At 63.8% G+C, this 19,155-nt stretch carries 19 protein-coding genes; 9 read left to right on the top strand and 10 right to left on the bottom strand.

The genetic code is table 11. From position 1 onward, the window contains the following. Positions 1-5: 5 nt before the first annotated feature. The 3 genes from AC07OE_RS12040 to AC07OE_RS12030 all read right to left on the bottom strand — a co-directional run bounded on the left by AC07OE_RS12040 (position 6) and on the right by AC07OE_RS12030 (position 1,005). Positions 6-371, bottom strand: coding sequence for a response regulator (locus AC07OE_RS12040; RefSeq protein WP_310340219.1), 366 nt, complete (start codon positions 369-371; stop codon positions 6-8). Beyond that, positions 371-769 (bottom strand): response regulator, encoded by a 399-nt coding sequence (locus AC07OE_RS12035; RefSeq protein ID WP_310340220.1) that lies wholly within the window; start codon positions 767-769, stop codon positions 371-373. The genes AC07OE_RS12040 and AC07OE_RS12035 overlap by 1 nt, the downstream gene beginning before the upstream one ends. Positions 770-831: 62 nt before the next feature. After that, positions 832-1,005: a rubredoxin gene (locus tag AC07OE_RS12030; RefSeq protein WP_479596569.1), complete on the bottom strand. Its 174-nt coding sequence runs from the start codon at positions 1,003-1,005 to the stop codon at positions 832-834. A gap of 120 nt (positions 1,006-1,125) precedes the next feature. Between AC07OE_RS12030 and thiD the strand changes: the two genes are divergently transcribed. Together thiD and hemL are read left to right on the top strand one after the other, a co-directional pair. Then, entirely contained in the window at positions 1,126-2,037 is a 912-nt protein-coding gene (gene thiD, locus AC07OE_RS12025) for a bifunctional hydroxymethylpyrimidine kinase/phosphomethylpyrimidine kinase (RefSeq protein WP_495070796.1), read from the top strand. Further along, on the top strand, positions 2,021-3,346 hold the full coding sequence (hemL, locus tag AC07OE_RS12020; RefSeq protein WP_495070795.1) for a glutamate-1-semialdehyde 2,1-aminomutase: 1,326 nt from the start codon (positions 2,021-2,023) through the stop codon (positions 3,344-3,346). Before thiD ends, hemL begins: the two co-directional genes overlap by 17 nt. A 100-nt stretch (positions 3,347-3,446) precedes the next feature. Here the strand turns inward: hemL and purH are convergent, their stop codons facing one another. From purH to dusB, 3 genes are all read right to left on the bottom strand, one after another. Then, positions 3,447-5,057 carry a bifunctional phosphoribosylaminoimidazolecarboxamide formyltransferase/IMP cyclohydrolase gene (gene purH, locus AC07OE_RS12015; RefSeq protein ID WP_495070794.1) on the bottom strand — a complete coding sequence of 537 codons (1,611 nt, stop codon included), beginning with the start codon at positions 5,055-5,057 and terminating at the stop codon, positions 3,447-3,449. 70 nt (positions 5,058-5,127) lie between these two features. Continuing rightward, on the bottom strand, positions 5,128-5,364 hold the full coding sequence (locus AC07OE_RS12010) for a Fis family transcriptional regulator (protein WP_495070793.1): 237 nt from the start codon (positions 5,362-5,364) through the stop codon (positions 5,128-5,130). Then, positions 5,361-6,413: a tRNA dihydrouridine synthase DusB gene (dusB, locus tag AC07OE_RS12005; RefSeq protein WP_495070792.1), complete on the bottom strand. Its 1,053-nt coding sequence runs from the start codon at positions 6,411-6,413 to the stop codon at positions 5,361-5,363. Before dusB ends, AC07OE_RS12010 begins: the two co-directional genes overlap by 4 nt. Before the next feature lie 147 nt (positions 6,414-6,560). Between dusB and AC07OE_RS12000 the strand changes: the two genes are divergently transcribed. Then, positions 6,561-7,034 (top strand): YqaA family protein, encoded by a 474-nt coding sequence (locus AC07OE_RS12000; RefSeq protein WP_495070791.1) that lies wholly within the window; start codon positions 6,561-6,563, stop codon positions 7,032-7,034. Between the two features lie 67 nt (positions 7,035-7,101). Here the strand turns inward: AC07OE_RS12000 and AC07OE_RS11995 are convergent, their stop codons facing one another. Further along, positions 7,102-7,977, bottom strand: coding sequence for a DMT family transporter (locus AC07OE_RS11995; protein ID WP_495070914.1), 876 nt, complete (start codon positions 7,975-7,977; stop codon positions 7,102-7,104). A 38-nt stretch (positions 7,978-8,015) separates the two neighbouring features. Further along, entirely contained in the window at positions 8,016-9,107 is a 1,092-nt protein-coding gene (gene ychF, locus AC07OE_RS11990; protein WP_495070790.1) for a redox-regulated ATPase YchF, read from the bottom strand. Positions 9,108-9,138: 31 nt separating this feature from the next. Here ychF and AC07OE_RS11985 point away from each other — a divergent pair, with 31 nt between their 5' ends. Beyond that, positions 9,139-10,905: a sensor domain-containing diguanylate cyclase gene (locus AC07OE_RS11985; RefSeq protein ID WP_495070789.1), complete on the top strand. Its 1,767-nt coding sequence runs from the start codon at positions 9,139-9,141 to the stop codon at positions 10,903-10,905. Further along, on the top strand, positions 10,902-12,719 hold the full coding sequence (locus AC07OE_RS11980) for a sensor domain-containing diguanylate cyclase (RefSeq protein WP_495070788.1): 1,818 nt from the start codon (positions 10,902-10,904) through the stop codon (positions 12,717-12,719). Before AC07OE_RS11985 ends, AC07OE_RS11980 begins: the two co-directional genes overlap by 4 nt. On the opposite strand, the gene AC07OE_RS11975 is transcribed toward AC07OE_RS11980, so the two are convergent. Beyond that, on the bottom strand, positions 12,704-13,579 hold the full coding sequence (locus AC07OE_RS11975; RefSeq protein ID WP_495070787.1) for an MOSC domain-containing protein: 876 nt from the start codon (positions 13,577-13,579) through the stop codon (positions 12,704-12,706). The two genes, AC07OE_RS11980 and AC07OE_RS11975, sit on opposite strands and share 16 nt — an antisense overlap. Before the next feature lie 55 nt (positions 13,580-13,634). Between AC07OE_RS11975 and AC07OE_RS11970 the strand changes: the two genes are divergently transcribed. The 3 genes from AC07OE_RS11970 to AC07OE_RS11960 all read left to right on the top strand — a co-directional run bounded on the left by AC07OE_RS11970 (position 13,635) and on the right by AC07OE_RS11960 (position 17,482). Next, positions 13,635-14,768: an FAD-dependent monooxygenase gene (locus AC07OE_RS11970; RefSeq protein ID WP_495070786.1), complete on the top strand. Its 1,134-nt coding sequence runs from the start codon at positions 13,635-13,637 to the stop codon at positions 14,766-14,768. A 40-nt stretch (positions 14,769-14,808) separates the two neighbouring features. Next, positions 14,809-15,540: a DsbC family protein gene (locus AC07OE_RS11965; protein WP_495070785.1), complete on the top strand. Its 732-nt coding sequence runs from the start codon at positions 14,809-14,811 to the stop codon at positions 15,538-15,540. A gap of 94 nt (positions 15,541-15,634) precedes the next feature. After that, positions 15,635-17,482: a M61 family metallopeptidase gene (locus AC07OE_RS11960; RefSeq protein WP_495070784.1), complete on the top strand. Its 1,848-nt coding sequence runs from the start codon at positions 15,635-15,637 to the stop codon at positions 17,480-17,482. Here AC07OE_RS11960 and AC07OE_RS11955 read toward each other — a convergent pair. Next, positions 17,479-18,297, bottom strand: a complete 819-nt coding sequence (locus AC07OE_RS11955; protein ID WP_495070783.1) for an enoyl-CoA hydratase-related protein — start codon at positions 18,295-18,297, stop codon at positions 17,479-17,481. The genes AC07OE_RS11960 and AC07OE_RS11955 overlap by 4 nt on opposite strands. 53 nt (positions 18,298-18,350) lie before the next feature. Here AC07OE_RS11955 and AC07OE_RS11950 point away from each other — a divergent pair, with 53 nt between their 5' ends. Continuing rightward, positions 18,351-19,130, top strand: coding sequence for an enoyl-CoA hydratase (locus tag AC07OE_RS11950; RefSeq protein ID WP_495070782.1), 780 nt, complete (start codon positions 18,351-18,353; stop codon positions 19,128-19,130). Positions 19,131-19,155: the final 25 nt, after the last annotated feature.

Raw genomic sequence — 19,155 nt, 5'->3', positions numbered from 1 at the left:
GCGAATCAGTCCAGAGCCTTGATTTTGGCGAACAGCTCGGCGGCATCCACCGGCTTGGTGATGTAGTCCTTGGCGCCCTGGCGCATGCCCCACACCCGGTCGGTTTCAAGGCTCTTGCTGGTGCAGATGATGATGGGGATCTCGGAGTATTCGGGGGTGCGGTTGATGGCACGGGTCAACTGGAAGCCGTTTTGACCAGGCATCACCACATCCATAAGGATGAGGTGGGGCTTGTCTTCGGCCAGGCGCTTGAAGGCTTCGTCTGCGTTCTCGGCAGAGCGCACAGTGAAGCCGTTCTTCTGCAACAGTTCGGTCAAAAACATCAACTCGGTTTTCGAGTCGTCCACGATCAGTACTTTAGTTATTGCCATCAAATAGCTCCTTGCAATACGGCCCCGAACTGCTGCACAGCCTGCAGCAATTGGTCTTTGGTAAAGGGTTTCGTCAAATAGTCCTGCGCGCCGACCATGCGACCACGCGCCTTGTCAAACACCCCGTCCTTGGAGGACAGCATCACCACCGGAACCCCGGAAAACTTGGCGTTGCGTTTGATGATGGCGCAGGTCTGGTAACCGTCCAGACGCGGCATCAGGATGTCGCAAAAAATGAGGTGTGGCTGGTAGTCGTTGACTTTGGCCAACGCGTCAAAGCCGTCTTCAGCCAGCATCACCTCATGGCCACCTTGCTTGAGAAAAATCTCTGCACTGCGCCGGATGGTGTTGCTGTCGTCGATAACCAGAACTTTGAAGGTGGGTGCTGTCGTGCTCAAGGGGCGTTGCTCCAGTACTAGCGTGGACGGTCAGGATGAGCCGTTGTCGCAACGGTGGTGCATCAAATCTGCACCATTTCAAAATCTTCTTTGCGCGCGCCACATTCGGGACAAGTCCAATTCATGGGTACATCCGCCCACAAAGTTCCTGCTGCAATTCCGTGGTCGGGCGCGCCGGTGGCCTCGTCATAGATCCAACCGCAAATCAAGCACATCCAAGTTTTAGTATCGGTCACAGCTTATAGGGCCTTCAAATAGAATGCAACGATTGTATAGAGCAGCTATTGCCAAAAAGCACGCCGCCCGCTGAAAGATCGCCATTCTGCATGAAGACAAACCCCAATACAGGCCTCTAGATGTCGGCAACCCCCGCCCCCGCTACTGAAGAAGAAATCGACGACGATGGCCCTTCCGCCTGCGTCATGGCGTTCAACGCCAACGACCCCAGCGGAGGCAGTGGCACCGCCGCCGACCTGAGCGCCATCGCGTCCGTCGGTGCCCATGGATTGCCGGTGGTGACCGGGGCCTATGCCCGCGATACCTCAGAGATCGTGGACCATTTCCCCTTTGACGACGAGGCCGTAAGCGAACAGGCGCGCGTCATCCTGGAGGACGTTCCTGCCCAAACTTTCAAGGTCGGTTTTGTCGGCACGCCGGAGAACCTGAGCGCCATCGCCGAGCTGGCTTCGGACTATGCGGACGTGCCGCTGGTGGCCTACATGCCCGACCTGTCGTGGTGGCAGGAAGACCAGATTGACCTGTACCAGGACGCCTGTACCGAGTTGCTGTTGCCCCAAACCACGGTGTTGGTTGGAAACCACAGCACCCTGTCCCGCTGGCTGCTGCCGGACTGGAGCTCGGACAAAAGCCCGACGGCACGCGACATCGCCAAGGCGGCCAACGCCTTCGGTGTGCCCTACACCCTGGTAACCGGCATTCCCCTTCCCGACCAGTTCATTGACAACGTGTTGTGCTCGCCCACTGCCGTGCTGTGCAGTGAAAAGTTTGAGCGCTTCGAGGCCGTGTTCACCGGCGCAGGCGACACCCTGTCGGCCGCACTGGCCGCCCTGATTGCCAGTGGCACCGAGCTGACCGAGGCCGTGACGGAAGCGCTGAGCTACCTGGACCGTTGCCTGGAAAGCGGCTTCCGCCCCGGCATGGGCCAGATCATTCCCGACCGCCTGTTCTGGGCCCACCCCGACGCCGAGGGCGAAGACGCCCCCGAAGAAACCGACTTTGAAGTACCGCCGCATGCCACCCGCCATTAACACCGCCCCCGCAGACCGTAACCAACAACTCTTTGACCGTGCCAAGCGCGTCATCCCAGGCGGCGTGAACTCGCCCGTGCGTGCCTTCAAGGCCGTGGGCGGCACGCCACGCTTTGTGCAGCGCGCCCAGGGCGCCTACTTCTGGGATGCCAATGGCAAACGCCATATTGACTACATCGGGTCTTGGGGGCCCATGATCCTGGGCCACGGCCACCCTGCCGTACTGGAAGCCGTGCAGAAGGCGGCGCTGGACGGTTTCTCGTTTGGCGCCCCCACCGAGCGCGAAGTCGAGCTGGCGGAAGCGATCCTGGAACGCGTGCCCAGCATGGACATGGTGCGCTTGGTCAGCAGCGGAACCGAAGCCGGCATGAGCGCCATCCGCTTGGCACGCGGCGCCACGGGCCGAAGCAAGATTCTCAAGTTCGAAGGCTGCTACCACGGCCATGCCGATGCGCTGTTGGTGAAAGCCGGCTCGGGTCTCGCCACCTTTGGCAACCCCACCAGCGCCGGCGTCCCGCCCGAAGTGGTGCAGCACACGCTGGTGCTGGAGTACAACAACATCCAGCAACTCGAAGAAGCCTTTGCGCTGCATGGCAAGGAACTCGCCTGTCTGATGATCGAACCGATCGCCGGCAACATGAATTTTGTGCGTGCCAGCGTGCCGTTCATGAAACGTTGCCGCGAGTTGTGCACCCAGTATGGCGCGCTGTTTGTGTTTGACGAGGTGATGACAGGCCTGCGTGTGGCCTTTGGCAGCGCCCAAAGCGTCTACGCCCGCAGCATTCCCGGTTTCGAGCCCGACATGACGGTGCTGGGCAAGGTCATTGGCGGTGGCATGCCGCTGGCGGCCTTTGGTGGCAAACGCGCGGTGATGGAGCAACTCGCGCCACTGGGCCCGGTCTACCAGGCCGGCACCCTGTCGGGCAACCCTGTGGCTACCGCCTGCGGCTTGGCAACCCTGAAAGAAATTGGCAAACCCGGCTTCTACGAAGACCTGGGCCGCAAGACCCAGTTGCTGATCAGCGGTCTGCAAGCCGAGGCCGACAAGGCCGGTGTGGACTTCTGTGGCGACAGCGAGGGCGGCATGTTCGGCTTCTTCCTGTTCAAGGAGTTGCCCCAGAACTACGCCAAGGTGATGACCACCGACAACGCCCGCTTCAACACCCTGTTTCACGGTCTGCTGGACCGTGGCGTCTACATCGCCCCGGCGCTGTACGAGGCCGGCTTCATGAGTGCGGCACACACCGATGCAGACATTGCCGAAACGGTGGCCGCGGCGGGCGAGGTTTTCAAGCTGCTATCAAAATAGAAGCTGCTTGCGCATATTCCACGGGGGCTACAGGCCCATTTCATATAAAAAGGCCACCAAAGGTGGCCTTTTTTTTATTTCACACAACGGCCTAAGGTATTTAGTGGCGGAAGTGGCGCACGCCGCTGAACACCATGGACACGCCGCGCTCGTTCGCCGCATCAATCACTTCCTGATCGCGCATGGAGCCGCCGGGCTGGATGACACAAGTGGCGCCGTGGTCCACAACCACATCCAAGCCATCGCGGAAGGGGAAGAAGGCATCGCTGGCCACCACCGTGCCTGCCAGGGACAGGTTAGCATGGCCGGCCTTGATGGAAGCAATGCGGGCCGAGTCCAGGCGGCTCATCTGGCCAGCGCCCACGCCCATGGTCATGCCACCCTTGCAGAAGACGATGGCATTGGACTTGACGTACTTCGCCACGGTCCAGGCAAACAACAGGTCGTTCAACTCTTCGGCCGTGGGTTGCTTGGTGGTCACGACCTTGAGGTCGCTCAAGGCCAGCTCGTGGTTGTCCGCCGTTTGCAGCAGGATGCCGGAGCCGATGCGCTTCATGTCCATGAGGTTGCGGCCCTGGTCCCACGCGGTCGTTCCGCCTTTCGGCAGGTCGATCTGCAGGATGCGCACGTTCACCTTGCTCTTGAACACCTCCAGCGCGGCGGGTGTGAAGCTCGGAGCCATCAGCACTTCCACGAACTGCTTGGAGATTTGCTGCGCTGCGGCTTCGTCCAGCTCGGTGTTCAGCGCGATGATGCCGCCGAACGCGGACGTGGGGTCGGTCTGGAAGGCCTTGCTGTAAGACTCCAACGCGTTGGTACCGATGGCCACGCCGCAGGGGTTGGCGTGCTTGACGATCACGCAAGCGGGCGTAGTGAAGCTTTTCACACATTCCCAGGCCGCATCGGCGTCAGTAATGTTGTTGTAGCTCAGTTCCTTGCCCTGCAGTTGCTTGGCGGTTACCAGCGAGCCGGGTGCGGGATACAGGTCGCGGTACAGCGCGGCTTGCTGGTGGCTGTTTTCCCCGTAGCGCAGGTCTTGCACCTTGACGAAGCGGCCGTTGCTCTGGCCGGGGAACAGGTCCAGCGTGGGGGCCTTTTCGCCCGCGGGCACATCGTCACCGATCTGTATGGCAGACAGGTAGTCGCTGATGGCGCCGTCGTACTGGCTGATGCGGTTGAAGGCGGCAATGGACAGGCCCAGCTTGGTCTTGTCGCTCACTTTGCCACTCGCCTTGAGTTCAGCAATCACCGTGGTGTATTGCGCGGCGTCGGTCAGCACCGCGACGTCCTTCCAGTTCTTGGCCGCGCTGCGCACCATAGCGGGGCCGCCGATGTCGATGTTCTCGATCGCGTCTTCCAGCGTGCAACCGGCCTTGGCCACGGTGGCTTCAAACGGGTAAAGGTTCACCACCAGGAAGTCGATGGTGTTGATCTGGTGTTCGGCCAGCGCTGCCATGTGCGCGGGGAAGTCGCGGCGCGCCAACAGGCCGCCGTGCACGCGGGGGTGCAGTGTCTTCACGCGGCCGTCCAGCATTTCGGGGAAGCCAGTCATCTCGGCCACTTCGGTCACGGGCAGGCCCTTCTCGGCCAGCAGCTTGGCGGTGCCGCCAGTGGACAGGAGCTTGACGCCTTGGGCGTGCAGGGCTTGGGCAAGTTCGACAATGCCAGTCTTGTCCGAGACGGACAGCAGTGCAGTTTTTTGTGCGGTCATGGTGCGGGAGTGAAGTTAAAAGCGGAAAGCGATGCACCAGTCCCGCCACGGCGGGGCCTGGCAGGGAGGATCAGGAGAGCAGTTTGTGCTCGACCAGTTTCTTGCGCAGGGTATTGCGGTTCAGGCCCAGCCACTGGGCGGCCTTGGATTGGTTGTGGTCGGCCTGGGCCATGACCACTTCGAGCAAGGGTTTCTCCACGGCGCGCACCAGCATGTCGTACATGCCATCGGGCTCGGTACCGCCCAGGTCGGCGAAATACAGCTCCAGGCTCGCGCGTATGCACTCATCAATGTGCTTCTTGCTCATGCTGCCAGTTCCATCATGTCATGTCCCCTTGCCAGACTGGACGCGTGCTCCCGGCGCGGGATGCGGTCCATTTTTTCGTTCAATTGATCCAAATAGTCTTCCACCGCGGCCACCTGCGCCGTACTGTCCTCGATCAGGTTCATGCGCTGGCGGAAATCTTCCCCGCCGGGCAGTTCCCGCAGGTACCAGCCAATGTGTTTGCGGGCTGAGCGCACGCCGATGAACTCGTCGTACAGACTGTAGTGGTCGTACAGGTGGTCCACCAGCAGTCGCTTGACCTCGCTCACCAGCGGCGGTGCAAGGTGCGTGCCAGTGGCCAGGTAGTGCGCCACCTCGCGAAAGATCCACGGGTAGCCTTGGGCCGCGCGGCCAATCATGATGGCATCGGCGCCCGTAGCGGCCAGCACCTCGCGTGCTTTTTCAGGCGTGGTGATGTCGCCATTGGCCACCACCGGAATCTTGAGCGCGGCCTTGACCGAGGCAATCGTGTCGTACTCAGCCTGACCCTTGTAGCCCTGCTCGCGCGTGCGGCCATGCACGGTGACCATCTGCACACCGGCGGCCTCGGCGGCGCGCGCCAGCACCACGGCATTTTTTTCGGTCTGGCACCAGCCGGTGCGCATCTTCAGCGTGACCGGAACGTTGCGCGGCGCACAGGCCTGCACCACGGCTTCCACGATCTCGATGGCCAGTTGCTCGTCCTGCATCAGGGCCGAGCCGGCCCACTTGTTGCAAACCTTCTTGGCGGGGCACCCCATGTTGATGTCGATGATCTGCGCGCCGCGGTCAATGTTGTAGGCCGCGGCTTCAGCCATCATGGCGGCCTCCGTACCCGCAATCTGCACCGCGATGGGGCCAGGCTCACCCTCGTGGTTGGCGCGGCGCGAGGTCTTGAGGCTGTTCCACAAGTCCTTGCGCGAGGTCACCATCTCGCTCACCGCGTAGCCTGCGCCCAGGCGCTTGCACAGCTGCCGGAACGGGCGATCCGTCACCCCCGCCATGGGCGCGACAAAGAGGTGATTCGCCAAAGCGAACGGGCCGATGTGCATGGACTACGAGTGGAATGGGAGTGGCTAGAAAAGACAGCGGCCCCAGGTCATTGGGGCCAAGCCCAATTCTACCTGCTCAAAATTTCAGCAATTGAAATTTACCTGCTGCACCGCAGCGAACCCCACCATGCCTATACTGCGCTCGCCATGGACGCTTGGATACCCACCCTTCTTCATCTGCTTGCACTGCCTGAGTACAGCCTGTCCACAGTATTTGTGGTGTCCTTTGTATCCGCGACGCTGCTGCCCATGGGCTCTGAGCCGCTGGTGCTGGGCCTGGTGGAGCTGAATCCTGCGCTGTTTTGGCCGGTGATCGGCGTGGCCACACTGGGCAACACCCTGGGGGGTGCGGTGACTTGGTGGATGGGCTACGGCGCCCACCGCGTGGCCGACAAATACGGCGCATCAGCCCTTCACCTGCGGGCACTGGACTGGCTGCGTCGCCTTGGCCCCAAAGCCTGCCTGCTAGCCTGGCTGCCACTGGTCGGAGACCCGCTGTGTGCCGTCGCAGGCTGGCTCAAACTGCCGTTCTGGCCCTGCATCGCCTACATGGCTGTGGGCAAGCTGGCCCGCTACATCCTGATGACCGCCGCGCTCACCGGTCTGCTGCGTCTCTGGTGACGGTGCGCGGCAGCGCAGTGCCCGAACGCTATTCTTTTGTGAGCGCCTTGCGCAATATTGACGGGGGCTAGCGCACCAAAACTAGTGCAGTCCCGACCACGGTACAGGCGGCGCCCCACCAGGCACCACGCGCTGGCGCGCGCCCCAAACGCCACCACAGCAGGGGCAGCACCAGCACCGGGGAAACCGACGACAGAATACCCACCATGCCCACATCGCCGTAGCGCAGCGCCAGCAGAATCAGGCTCATACCCAGCCCCATACCAATCATGCCGCTTAGCGCCACCCAGGCCAGCACACGAACCGAGAGCGCGTTGTGCGTGCGCGCCACGCCCGCTCCGGCCCACAGCAAAATCAGATGCGCAACGCACGTCGCCCCTACGCGCACCACCGTCGCGGCCACCGGGTCCACGCCCGAGGCCATGATGGGTTTTGCAATCAGCGACCCCAGTGCCTGGCACAAGGCAGCCAACAAGCCTAGCGCCACGCCCAGCGGCCAATGGCCCCGCGTGACCTCCAGCGCATGCGATTCGTTTTTGTGGGTGCCCAGTGCGACGGCCATCATCACACCGCCCACCACCAGCGCACCACCGAGTTGGGCGGCAAGGCCCATGTGTTCATTGAGCAGCAGGAAACCCAGCAAGGCACTGAAACAGGCATGGGTGGCAAACAGCACGCCAGTGCGGCGGGGCCCCAGCCGGTTCATGGAGGCGAACAGCGCGGTATCACCCACAAAAATGCCGATCAAACCGCTGAACGCGAGCACGCCCAAAGAAGCCCAGGACAGCGTGCGCCAGCCCCCGCTGAACACCACCACCGGCAACAGCATGAGGAACACCAGCCCCATGCGCCAGCGCGTAAATGCAAACGCGCCCAGATGGCGCGCTTGTCGGGCCGACAGCAGCCCGGTGACGGCCCAGCAGGCCGCAGCCCCCAGGGCCAGCCAGTCGTAGGACTGGTGTCACAGAGAGGAAGGAGAAATCAGGAACTGAACAGGAAGTTCATCACGTCGCCATCCTTAACGACATAGTCCTTGCCTTCAGCGCGCATCTTGCCGGCATCCTTGGCACCCTGCTCGCCCTTGAAGGCGATGAAGTCGTCAAACGCAATGGTCTGGGCGCGGATATAGCCCTTCTCAAAGTCGGTGTGGATCACACCTGCCGCTTGCGGGCCAGTGTCGCCCACATGGATGGTCCAGGCGCGAACTTCCTTCACACCGGCCGTGAAGTAGGTCTGCAGGCCCAGCAGGCTGTAGGCAGAGCGGATCAGACGGTTCAGGCCAGGCTCGCTTTGGCCGAGCTCTTTGAGGAATTCCAGACGGTCGGCATCGTCCATCTCGGAGAGTTCGGCTTCCATCTTGGCGCAAATGGCCACCACGGGGGCGCCCTGGGCCTTGGCAAAGGCGCTCAGGCGGTCCAGCAGCGGGTTGTTCTCAAAGCCGTCTTCAGAGACGTTGGCCACAAACATGGCGGGTTTGGCGGTGATCAGGAAAAACTGCTTGAGCAGGGGCAACTCTTCTTTGCTGAAGTCCAGCGTGCGCACGGGCTTGGCTTCGTTCAGCGCAGCCTGGCACTTCTCCAGAATCGCTACCAGCTTGATGGACTCCTTGTCGCCCGAGCGGGCCAGCTTGGTCACACGGTGCAGGGCTTTGTCGACGGCGCCCAGGTCGGCCAGGCAGAGTTCGGTCTGGATGACCTCGATGTCGGCAATCGGATCGACCTTGCCGGCCACGTGGATCACGTTGTCGTCTTCAAAGCAGCGCACCACATTGATGGTGGCGTCGGTCTCGCGGATGTGCGCCAGGAACTTGTTGCCCAGGCCTTCACCCGTGCTGGCACCCGCCACCAGACCCGCGATATCGACGAACTCCACAATCGCCGGCACGATGCGCTCGGGCGTGATGATGTCGGCCAGTTGCTGCAGGCGCGTATCAGGGACTTCCACCACGCCCACATTGGGCTCGATGGTGCAAAACGGGTAATTTTCTGCAGCAATGCCCGCCTTGGTCAGCGCGTTGAACAGGGTACTTTTCCCTACATTGGGCAGGCCTACAATGCCACACTTCAAACTCATAAAAAACCTCTAAAAACTGGGTGACAAGTGTATGCCATACCTGCTTTCGCGCCCGTTGCTGGCCTTGGCACTGTGGCTTGTGACCTCCTTGACGCCGGGCTGGGCGGCCACCACGGCCAGCATGGACGCCGTGGTTTTGGGCAATGGCAACACCCAGTTCGAACTGGATGAACCGGTCCCCACTTGGCTGGACAGCGGCCAGCACGCCACGGTGCAAGAGGCGGCCAGCAACCCCAAGAACTTTGTCCCCACACCCGCGTTGCAGCGCCACGCGCTGACGCCCAACAATGCGCTGTGGATCCATTTGCGTCTGGTCCGTGCCGCAGGCAACGCCGAACGCTGGACCCTCAATATCCCGCTGCCCTATGTAGACCAGGTCACGCTGTACCAGCGCCGCAGCGATGGCAGTTGGGCGGCCCAGTCTGCTGGCGACCAGTTGCCCCAGTCCGCCTGGGCCAGGCGCGGCTTCTATCCTGAATTTGAACTGGACTTGCCCAGCGGGGTGCCGCAGGACCTGTACCTGCAGGTGCGCAACTTCAAACACGTGAGCATTCCGATCCGGCTGGCCACTATTCCCGAGCGCGAAGCCCAGCGTTTGCTGGAAATCACCTGTCTGGGGCTGATGCTGGGCACCCTGGTGACTCTGGCCGTGCTGTCCATCATTCGCCACCTGGAATACCGCAACCGTTTTGACATGACCGCGGCACTGTACGGCCTGCTCATCGCGGCCTCGGTGGCGCAAATCAACGGCGTGCTCAATGCGCTGCTGTGGACCAGCATGACCACCTGGGCCGACTACGCCAACAGCGTGATGCCGGCCATGGCCGTGGGCAGCTCGCTGCTGTTTGTGCGCAGGCTGTACGCACTGTCCACCCACTTTCACCAGTACGACAAGGTGCTGGGCTTCATCGCCTGGACCACCCTGGGCTCGGTGCTGACCTATGTGGTGCTGGATCGCCCGCTGGCCGACCAGATGGGTGCCGCCGTGCTGTGTGTAGCCACCACCGCCGGGTTGGGGGCCACGGTACTGAGCTGGCGCGGTGGCTCGCCCATCGGTACTTGGCTGCTGGTGGCCTACATACCGCAGTTCTTGGTGTTGCTACGCCTGGTCCTCGAAGCGTTTGGCCTGGTACCAACTTGGTGGGAAATGCGCTACCTGATGTCGCTGGGTGTAGCACTGTCGGTGCCCGCGCTCAGCTACGCGCTCAGCCGCGCCACCCACGACCGCAAGGAACTGGCACTGCGCGCCGAACAGCTGCCCACGCAAGATGCACTGACGGGCCTGCTCACCGAGCAGACCTTCCAGTCCCACCTGGAAGACGCCTACCAGCGCGCCGTGGATAACCGGGAGCCCACAGCACTGGTGCTAGTGAGCGTGATCAACCTGGAGCACATCCGCGCCAGCATGGGCGACCCGATTGCCGAGCAGTGCCTGCTGCGCGCGGTGATCAAGCTGCACCGCATCCTGCGCGATGTCGACCCGGCCGCGCGCGTGGGCACCGACCGCTTTGCGATGCTGCTGGAAGGGGTGTCCAACCGCCAGGCACTGACTGAGCGCCTGGTCAAGCTGGTGGCCTCGGGCCTCGTGCCACTGCAGGGCTTGCAGCCCGAGGTGACATTGCAGTTCCAGGCCGCTTGCGTGCTGCTGCATGACAACCCGGTTCCCGCAGACCGTGTAATGCAGGACCTCTCCGAAGTGCTGGCCGGCATCTCGCCCCGCACACGCCGCCCCATCCGCTTTCTGGAGCCGGTGCCCACCTTGGCCGCCCCCTTGGGCGACCTGCCCGAAACCGCATGACGCTGTTTTCCCTCGCCCCCCTTCGCATACGCACTTTGCTGGTGACCGCCTTGTGGGGGCTGTTGGCGGCAACGCCCGCGCTACAGGCAGCCACCGCACCGGCCGAGGGGTCCGTGGTGCAGCTCAACAGCACCGACACCACGCCCCAGGTAGAGGGCACGCTGGAAATCCTGATGGAAGCCGACCCCAGTGTGGGCATAGACGCCGTCGCCCGCAAGGCGCGGGGCAGCTTCTCGCCTGCGCCCGCGGACACGGTGTTTGCCCTCACCGAGGGCAAGACCCTGTGGATACGCCTGCGCCTGCAACGCGACAGCATGGCCGCACCTGACTGGACACTGCATATCCCCCTGCCCTACCTGGACCACGCGGCGCTGTACCAACTGGACCGCCATGGCAGCTGGGTTGCGCAAATCGCGGGGGACACCAACGCCGTGGAGCGCTGGAGCCGCCCCTCGCTCTACCCGGACTTCACCATCAACCTCGGCGAACCCGGAGTACAAGAACTCTATCTGGAGGTGCGCAACTTCAAGCCCGTAGCCCTGCCCCTGCTGCTGGCCACGGCCGCAGCGCGTGACCGGCAGCACGAAGTGGAATACGTGGCATTGGGGGTGCTGATGGGCGCGTTGCTGATGCTCATTGGCCTGTGCGGCATCCACTACCTGCAGACGCGCAGCCGGGCTGAGGGCTGGTACACCGGCTATGCCACGCTGGTGCTGTTGGTCGTAGGCACCACCACCGGCCTGGCTGGCATGTGGCTATGGCCTAGCTCGCCCATATGGGCCAACTATGCGCACATGGCGCTGCCCATTCTGGGTGTGGGGAGCACCGTGCTGTTTGTGCGGCACATGTCTTCCTTGGACGTGGGCTTTCCGCGGCTGGCGCGCACGCTCTACGCATTTGGCCTGGCCGGCCTGCCCCTGGCCCTGCTGTGTGCCGCCATCGACCGGCGCATTGCTGACCATTTCAATGCCGTCTACATGGCGGCGGGCCCCATCCTCGCGGTGACGGCCACGGCGCTGGCATGGCGGCGTGGCTACGCGGTGGGCAAGTGGCTGTTTTGGGCCTACCTGCCGCAGGGCCTGGCGGTCTTGTTCATGGCAGCACAGGTACTCCACGTGGTGCCTGCCTGGTGGGAGGCCCGCTATGTGATGGTGCTGTGCATTGCACTCGCCGTGCCCTTGCTGCAGCAGGCTTTGCACACGCGTGCCCGCGAGCGCCGCGAGGCGCAGGACCGCGCGGAGGCCCTGCCCACGCAGGATGCGCTGACCGGTCTGCTGACTGCCCCCTTGTTCCAACAGCAGGTGGAGACCGCGCTGAACCGCGCCAAGCACGACCGCGAGCCCTCCGCCATCGTGCTGGTGGACGTGGTGAACTTCAAGTACCTGCGCGATTCGTATGGCGATGCGGTGGCCGAGCAATGCCTGCTGCGCGCCGCCGTCAAGCTGCACCGCGTGCTGCGCGATGTGGACCCGGCCGGCCGCGTCGGCACCTCGCGCTTTGGCATGGTGCTGGACGGGGTGACCAGCCGACAGGCGCTGACCGAGCGCATGGTGCGCCTGATCGCCTCGGGACTGATCCCGTTGCCGGGCCTCAAGCCTGAAGTGACATTGCAGTTCCATGTGGCCTGCGTACTGCTGACCGAGCTGATCCCCGACAGCCAGCGTATCCTGGGTCAATTGGGCGAGGTACTGGAAGGCATTTCGCCGCGCACGCGCCGGCCCATCCGCTTCCTGGACCCGGCCATGACATCCCCCTCGCCACTGAGCCGGCAAATGGGATCGGCCAGCGAGCTGCCGACTCAGCCGAAGGCGTAGCCGCCCTGCACCGCCTGGCCCACACGCAGCACGGTGCCCGCCCCCCGGGTGACGATGGCATTCATGCCAAAGGTGATGGCACCGCCCACGCGCGTGTCCTGCCGGTAGGCCTGGAGCGCATCGCCCACGCCGGGATGGCTTTCTGCGGTTATCGGGTCAATGTTGGGGATGGGACAGCGCGCGCAGGGCTTGACCAACTGCAGCCGGGCCGCCACGCCCCCCTCGTTGTTCAACACCTCCACCGGGCCCAGATGGTCTTCGTCGTGTGCGGGCAAGCCCGCCAAGACCAGGTTGGGCCGAAACCGGCGCATCTCCACTGCAGGGTGGTCCATGGCCGCCAACCGGTTGTTGAGCTCGTCCATGGCGCTGTCGGTGGTGACCAGCACCGGGTAGCCGTCGGCAAAGTGGGTGGAGGCAGCAACCCCCTGGGTCCATTTCGTGCTGCAAGCGCGCTGCGCCACGGGATCAAAGCGCACCAGACGGTGGGCCGGGGCGCCCAGAAAGGCCTGCAGCCACTGCCCCACGGCAGGCCCCATGTCCAGCGCATCCACCGTGTCATCCCACACCTGCACGCGGGTTGGCGCGCCCACCGCCGCCAGGGGCACGGACACAGCGGCCATACCGGGAGCATGCAATACCAGCGCATCCGCCCGCAACTCGGGGCGCACCAGCGCCATGCGCGCGCATTCGCGCTGGGTCACGAACAGGCCGTCGTCATCCACCACCATCCAATGGCGGTCCCATTGCAGGCCGGTCTCCAGCAGCACGGCCTGCTCCACCGCCACGCCGGCAAAAGACTTCACGGGGTAAATCATCAGTTGGGCAATCTGCCCGTTCACATCGTTGGCGTCGTCGCTCATCGGGGCATCCTTGTGGCTCAGCGCGCCATTGTGCACGGCCTCCTACAATCGCTGCATGGCCCAAACCTATGACATTTGCATCCGCGGCGCCGGCATTGTGGGGCGCACGCTGGCCCTGCATCTGGCGGCAAAACGCCTGCGCGTGGCGCTGTGTGCCACACCCGCCTCGGCCAGCCCCGCGGCCTCTGATGTGCGCGCCTATGCACTGAACCAGCCCGCGCGCGCGCTTCTCGAAGCCGTGCGCTGCTGGCCAGCCGAGGCCCAGGCCACCCCTGTACAGCGTATGGAAGTGCATGGTGATGATGGCGCCACCGTGGTGTTTGACGCCGCCGACCAAGGCGTGGCCGCACTGAACTGGATTGTCGACGTGCCCGCACTGGAAGCCCAGTTGGCCGAGGCGGTGCGCTTTCAGCCCTTGATCGAGCTGGTGCAGACGCCTGCACCCGCCACATTGACCGTGGTGTGCGAAGGCCGGGCGAGCCGCACGCGCGAAGAACTGGGTGTGGACTTTGCCATCACGCCCTACGGCCAGACGGCCCTGGCCGCCAGGGTGGAATGCGCCCAGGGCCATGGCCAGGTGGCGCGCCAGTGGTTTCACCAGGGCGAAATCCTCGCTTTTTTGCCGATGGGCGGCCCGGGGGGGAACTTCTGCGCCGTGGTGTGGTCAGTCAGCCCTGAGCGCGCCCACACCTTGCAAGCCCTGCCCGATATGGAATTTTCCGAGACCCTGCACGCAGCCAGCCATGGAGCCCTGGGCAGCCTGACGCTGACCAGCCCGCGCCACACCTGGCCACTGCAACATGCGCTGGCTGCCCGCTGGAGTGGCTTCGGCATCGGAGGCGCTGCAGGCACGTGGGTATTGGCCGGCGATGCGGCCCACAATGTGCACCCGCTGGCCGGCCAGGGCCTCAACTTGGGCCTGGGCGATGTGGCCGAGCTGGTGCGCGTGCTGGACAGCCGCCCCTACTGGCGCAGCGTGGCCGACCCCAAACTGCTGCGCAGCTACGAGCGCGCGCGCAAGGCCGACTTCGCCCTGGTGGGTGGTGCCGGGGACGCGCTGCAGCAGCTGTTTGCCCACCCCCATGCCGCGGCCCAAGGCCTGCGCAACTGGGGCATGAACCAGTTCAACACCCTGGGGGCCGTCAAACACTGGGTGGCCCACCGCGCCATGGGCACCCGCCCGCAGTAAATGCGCCCACCATCCTGCATTTCTTTTTGAGTACCTCTCCATGAAAAAAATCCTTTCCCTGCTCACATTGGCCCTGACCCTGGGAGGCCTGGGCGGCAGTGCGCTCGCCCAAGAAGCGGCAATCCGCGACGCCATCGGCAAGCGCATCCCCCAACTCAAAGCGGTTGACGAAATTCGCAAGACCGACATCCCTGGCATCTACGAGGTACGGGTCAATGGCACCGAGATTTACTACACCGACGCCAAAGGCGACTACCTGTTCCAGGGCAACCTGTTTGCCACCAAAGGCAAGGACCTGCGCAACCTGACCGAGGAGCGCATCAACAAACTCACCGCGGTGAAGTTCGAAAACCTGCCTTTCAAGGACGCCTTCACCATCGTGCGCGGCAACGGCTCGCGCAAGATCGCCGTGTTTGAAGACCCCAACTGCGGCTACTGCAAGCGCTTCGAGCGTGACCTGCAGAAGGTGGACAACGTGACCATCTACATGTTCCTCTACCCCATCCTGGGGGCCGATTCGGGCGAAAAATCCAAGGCACTGTGGTGCTCCAAAGACAAGGGTCAGGCCTGGCAGGACTGGATGCTGCGCGAGCAGATGGCGCCGCCGGCAGCCGCCATGTGCGATGTGGCCGCGCTGGGCCGCAACGTGGAGTTTGGCAAGACCTACAAGATCCAGGGCACGCCCACGCTGATCTTCCAGGACGGTAGCCGCGTCCCCGGCGCCATCGACGCCGCCCAGGTCGAAAAACACCTGGCCGCCACCAAGGGCTGACCCGGCACCGCATTCGGGGGATAGAGCCCCACGCCTTACTCCTGTTTTTATAGCTGCTTGTGCAGTATCCACGAGGGCTAGCGGCCTGTTTGACATGAAGAACCCTTCGACACCCCGCAAACCCATCGCCCCCCTCCACTATCAGGTGGAGGTGCGGGACCCTGCCACCCACCTGTTCCAGGTCACGCTGACCGTGCCCGCCCCCGCGGCCACGCAAACCCTGCGCCTGCCGGTCTGGATTCCGGGCAGCTACCTGGTGCGCGAATTTGCCAAACACCTGCAGAAACTGGAAGCCCGCCAGGGCGGTAAGCGCGTGGCGGTGCAGCAATTGGACAAGGCCAGCTGGGAGGTGCATTGCACACCCAGCACGCCGCTACAGGTGCAGTACGAGGTGTACGCGTTTGACAACTCGGTGCGCACCGCCTGGCTGGACGACACGCGCGGCTTTTTCAACGGCACCAGCCTGTGCCTGCAGGTGGCCGGGCAAGCCGACGCCCCGCACACGCTGGCACTGATGGCCAGCGAGGCATTGAAGGGCTGGAGCGTGGCCACGGGGCTGGAGCCGGTGCGCGTGAGCAAGGCCGGCTTTGGCCTGTACCGTGCCGACAACTACGACACCCTGGTGGACTGCCCGGTGGAGATGGGCCCGTTGTGGAGCGGCAGCTTTGTGGCCTGCGGCATTCCCCACCGCTTTGTGGTGGCCGGTGCACCGCCCAGCTTCGACGGTGCCCAGCTGCTGGCCGACACCCAGGCCATTTGCGAGGCCGAGTTGCGCTTCTGGCACGGCGACGCGGTCAGCACAGACATCAAAAAAGTGAGCGCCTCGCGCAAGAAAGACGAGGGCCAGAGCCCGATTCCCTTCAAAAACTACGTCTTCATGCTGAATGCCGTACACGACGGTTACGGCGGCCTGGAACACAAAAACTCCACCGCGCTGATCTGCAACCGCAAGGACCTGCCACGGCAGCCGCGCGGCACACTGGCCCCCACCACGCACAAGCAGCCCGAGGGCTACACCACGCTGCTGGGCCTGATCAGCCACGAATACTTCCACACCTGGAACGTCAAGCGCCTCCGCCCCATCGAGCTGGCTACGTACGACTACACCCAAGAAAACTACACGCAGCTGTTGTGGTTCTTCGAGGGCTTTACCAGCTACTACGACGACCTGCTGTTGCGCCGCGCCAAGCGCATTGACAACGCTGCCTATCTGAAGCTGCTGACCAAGACCATCAACCAGGTCAACCAGACCCCTGGCCGCTTGGTACAAAGCGTGGCGCAAAGCAGCTTTGACGCCTGGGTGAAGTACTACCGCCAGGACGAAAACACCGCCAACGCGACGGTGAGCTACTACACCAAGGGATCGCTGGTCGGCCTGTGCCTGGACCTGACGCTGCGCGCCGAAGGCAAAACCACGCTGGACGCCGTGATGTGCGGCCTGTGGGCACGCTGCGCCGGGGGCCCCATGGCCGAGTCCGACTTGCTGGCCGTACTGCAAGAGCTGGGCGGCCGTTCGTTTGCCAAAGAGATTGCGCACTGGGTACACAGCACCAAGGAACTGCCCGTGGCCGAACTGCTGGAACAGCACGGCGTGCAGGTGAACCGCGAACCTGACCAGGTGGCGCAACAGCTGGGCCTGCGCGTGAAGGAAAACGGTGGTCTGTTCATCCAGCAGGTCCTGCGCGATAGCGCGGCGGAAAAGGCCGGCTTTGCCGCCGGTGACGAATGGATTGCGGTGCAGACCGAGGGCGAGCCCTGGCGCATGCAGGTACTGGACGACCTGACGCTCTACACCGGCAAGGCCAAGAAGGTCAGCGCGCTGGTGTCACGCGACAAGCGCCTCATGAACCTCACCTTGACCCTGCCGGCCCCCAGCACAGCCGTGCGCCTGTCGGTTCGCGATTCGGCGGCCGTCGCAAAATGGCTGGATGGTGGCGCTTAACGTCCTGTGAACCTGGGTGCGCGCTTCTCACGGAACGCGCGCACTCCTTCCACATAGTCGTCGGTCCGCCCCATGGCGCTTTGGGCGTCGCGTTCGGCATCCAGTTGCTGGTGCAGGGTGCGGCTGGCCCCATCCCGTAGCAGATGGCGCGTGGCCACCAGCGCTTGCGTCGGCATGGCGGCCAAGCGCTGGGCCATGGCCATAGCCGCCGCCACACAGTCATCGGCTACGTCCCAAATTAGCCCCCATTCCTTGGCCTGTGCGGCCAGAAGCTTGTCGCCCGTCATGGCTAGCGCCAACGCGCGCGGCATGCCCAGCCGCTGTGGCAGAAACCAGGTGCTGCCCGCGTCGGGGATCAGGCCAATTTTGCTGAAGGCCTGGATGAAGCTGGCGCTAGGTGCGGCAATGGCGATGTCACAGGCCAGCGCAAACGACATGCCCGCCCCGGCTGCCACACCATTTACCGCAGCCACCGTGGGGAGGCGCAGCGCCTGCAGCCGGCGGGTGGTGGGGTTGAAGGCCTGCTCGATGCTGACGCCGGGATCGGGTCGCCCGGCCGGATGGGCGTCCGGCCCCAGCTCACCGGTGTTGAGGTCGGCCCCCGCGCAAAACCCACGCCCCGCGCCGGTCAACACCACCGCACGAATGGCGGGGTTGGCTTCGGCCCGCTCCAGCGCCGCCCACAACGCGTGGTGCATCTCGCGCGTAAAAGCGTTGAGCGCGGCGGGGCGGTTCAGCGTGAGCAGGGCCACGGCGCCGTGCTCGGCGTACAAAACAGGCGTTTCTGGAGTGGCAGTCGTACCGGTGTCAGTCATGTGCAAACCCTCTTCGCTATAGTGCCAAGACGCAAAAATCTGGAGACCCCATCATGAGCTACGAATGCATCACCACCCGTATCGAAGGCGACAAGGTTGCCGTCATCACGCTGAATCGCCCCAAGGCGCTGAACGCGCTGAACGACCAGCTCATGGACGAACTGGGCGCAGCACTCAAGGGCTTTGACGCCGACCCGGCCATAGGCTGCATCGTGCTCACTGGCAGTGAAAAGGCCTTTGCCGCGGGCGCCGACATCACGGTCATGGCCAAGTTCAGCTTTGCCGACGCCTACAAGGGCGACTTCATCACCCGCAACTGGGAAACCATTCGCTCCGTGCGCAAGCCGGTCATCGCCGCCGTGAGTGGCTTCGCGCTGGGCGGTGGCTGCGAGCTGGCCATGATGTGCGACTTCATCATTGCGGCCGACAACGCCAAGTTCGGCCAGCCCGAGATCAAGCTGGGCATCATCCCCGGCGCCGGCGGCACCCAGCGCCTGCCGCGCGCGGTGGGCAAGGCCAAGGCCATGGACCTGGCGCTGACCGGCCGCATGATGGACGCCACCGAGGCCGAGCGCGCCGGACTGGTCAGCCGCGTGGTGTCGCTGGACAAACTGCAGGACGAGGCGCTGGGCGCCGCGCTGCAGATCTGCGCCTTCTCGCAGGTGGCCACGATGGCCGCCAAAGAGGCCGTGAACCGCGCATTTGAGGGCACTTTGGCCGACGGCATCGTGTTTGAGCGTCGCCTGTTCCACGCCCTGTTTGCCACCGCCGACCAGAAGGAAGGCATGGACGCCTTCGTCAACAAGCGCGCAGCCCACTTTACCCACCAATAATTTTTGGTCTATAATTCTGGGCTTC

The organism is Rhodoferax sp. GW821-FHT09E07, from assembly GCF_059416145.1.
Note: the sequence above shows the minus strand (reverse complement) of the source record. Positions and strands in the feature narration are given on the sequence as shown.

Bases quoted from the DNA above. Each gene is read 5' to 3' on its own strand.
- hemL (WP_495070795.1), top strand. From the start codon at position 2,021: ATGCCACCCGCCATTAACACCGCCCCCGCAGACCGTAACCAACAACTC.
- AC07OE_RS11955 (WP_495070783.1), bottom strand. From the start codon at position 18,297: ATGACTGACACCGGTACGACTGCCACTCCAGAAACGCCTGTTTTGTAC.
- AC07OE_RS12040 (WP_310340219.1), bottom strand. From the start codon at position 371: ATGGCAATAACTAAAGTACTGATCGTGGACGACTCGAAAACCGAGTTG.
- ychF (WP_495070790.1), bottom strand. From the start codon at position 9,107: ATGAGTTTGAAGTGTGGCATTGTAGGCCTGCCCAATGTAGGGAAAAGT.
- AC07OE_RS11950 (WP_495070782.1), top strand. From the start codon at position 18,351: ATGAGCTACGAATGCATCACCACCCGTATCGAAGGCGACAAGGTTGCC.
- dusB (WP_495070792.1), bottom strand. From the start codon at position 6,413: ATGCACATCGGCCCGTTCGCTTTGGCGAATCACCTCTTTGTCGCGCCC.
- AC07OE_RS11965 (WP_495070785.1), top strand. From the start codon at position 14,809: ATGAAAAAAATCCTTTCCCTGCTCACATTGGCCCTGACCCTGGGAGGC.
- AC07OE_RS11960 (WP_495070784.1), top strand. From the start codon at position 15,635: ATGAAGAACCCTTCGACACCCCGCAAACCCATCGCCCCCCTCCACTAT.
- AC07OE_RS12010 (WP_495070793.1), bottom strand. From the start codon at position 5,364: ATGAGCAAGAAGCACATTGATGAGTGCATACGCGCGAGCCTGGAGCTG.
- AC07OE_RS11980 (WP_495070788.1), top strand. From the start codon at position 10,902: ATGACGCTGTTTTCCCTCGCCCCCCTTCGCATACGCACTTTGCTGGTG.
- AC07OE_RS11985 (WP_495070789.1), top strand. From the start codon at position 9,139: ATGCCATACCTGCTTTCGCGCCCGTTGCTGGCCTTGGCACTGTGGCTT.
- AC07OE_RS11975 (WP_495070787.1), bottom strand. From the start codon at position 13,579: ATGAGCGACGACGCCAACGATGTGAACGGGCAGATTGCCCAACTGATG.
- purH (WP_495070794.1), bottom strand. From the start codon at position 5,057: ATGACCGCACAAAAAACTGCACTGCTGTCCGTCTCGGACAAGACTGGC.
- AC07OE_RS11970 (WP_495070786.1), top strand. From the start codon at position 13,635: ATGGCCCAAACCTATGACATTTGCATCCGCGGCGCCGGCATTGTGGGG.
- thiD (WP_495070796.1), top strand. From the start codon at position 1,126: ATGTCGGCAACCCCCGCCCCCGCTACTGAAGAAGAAATCGACGACGAT.
- AC07OE_RS12000 (WP_495070791.1), top strand. From the start codon at position 6,561: ATGGACGCTTGGATACCCACCCTTCTTCATCTGCTTGCACTGCCTGAG.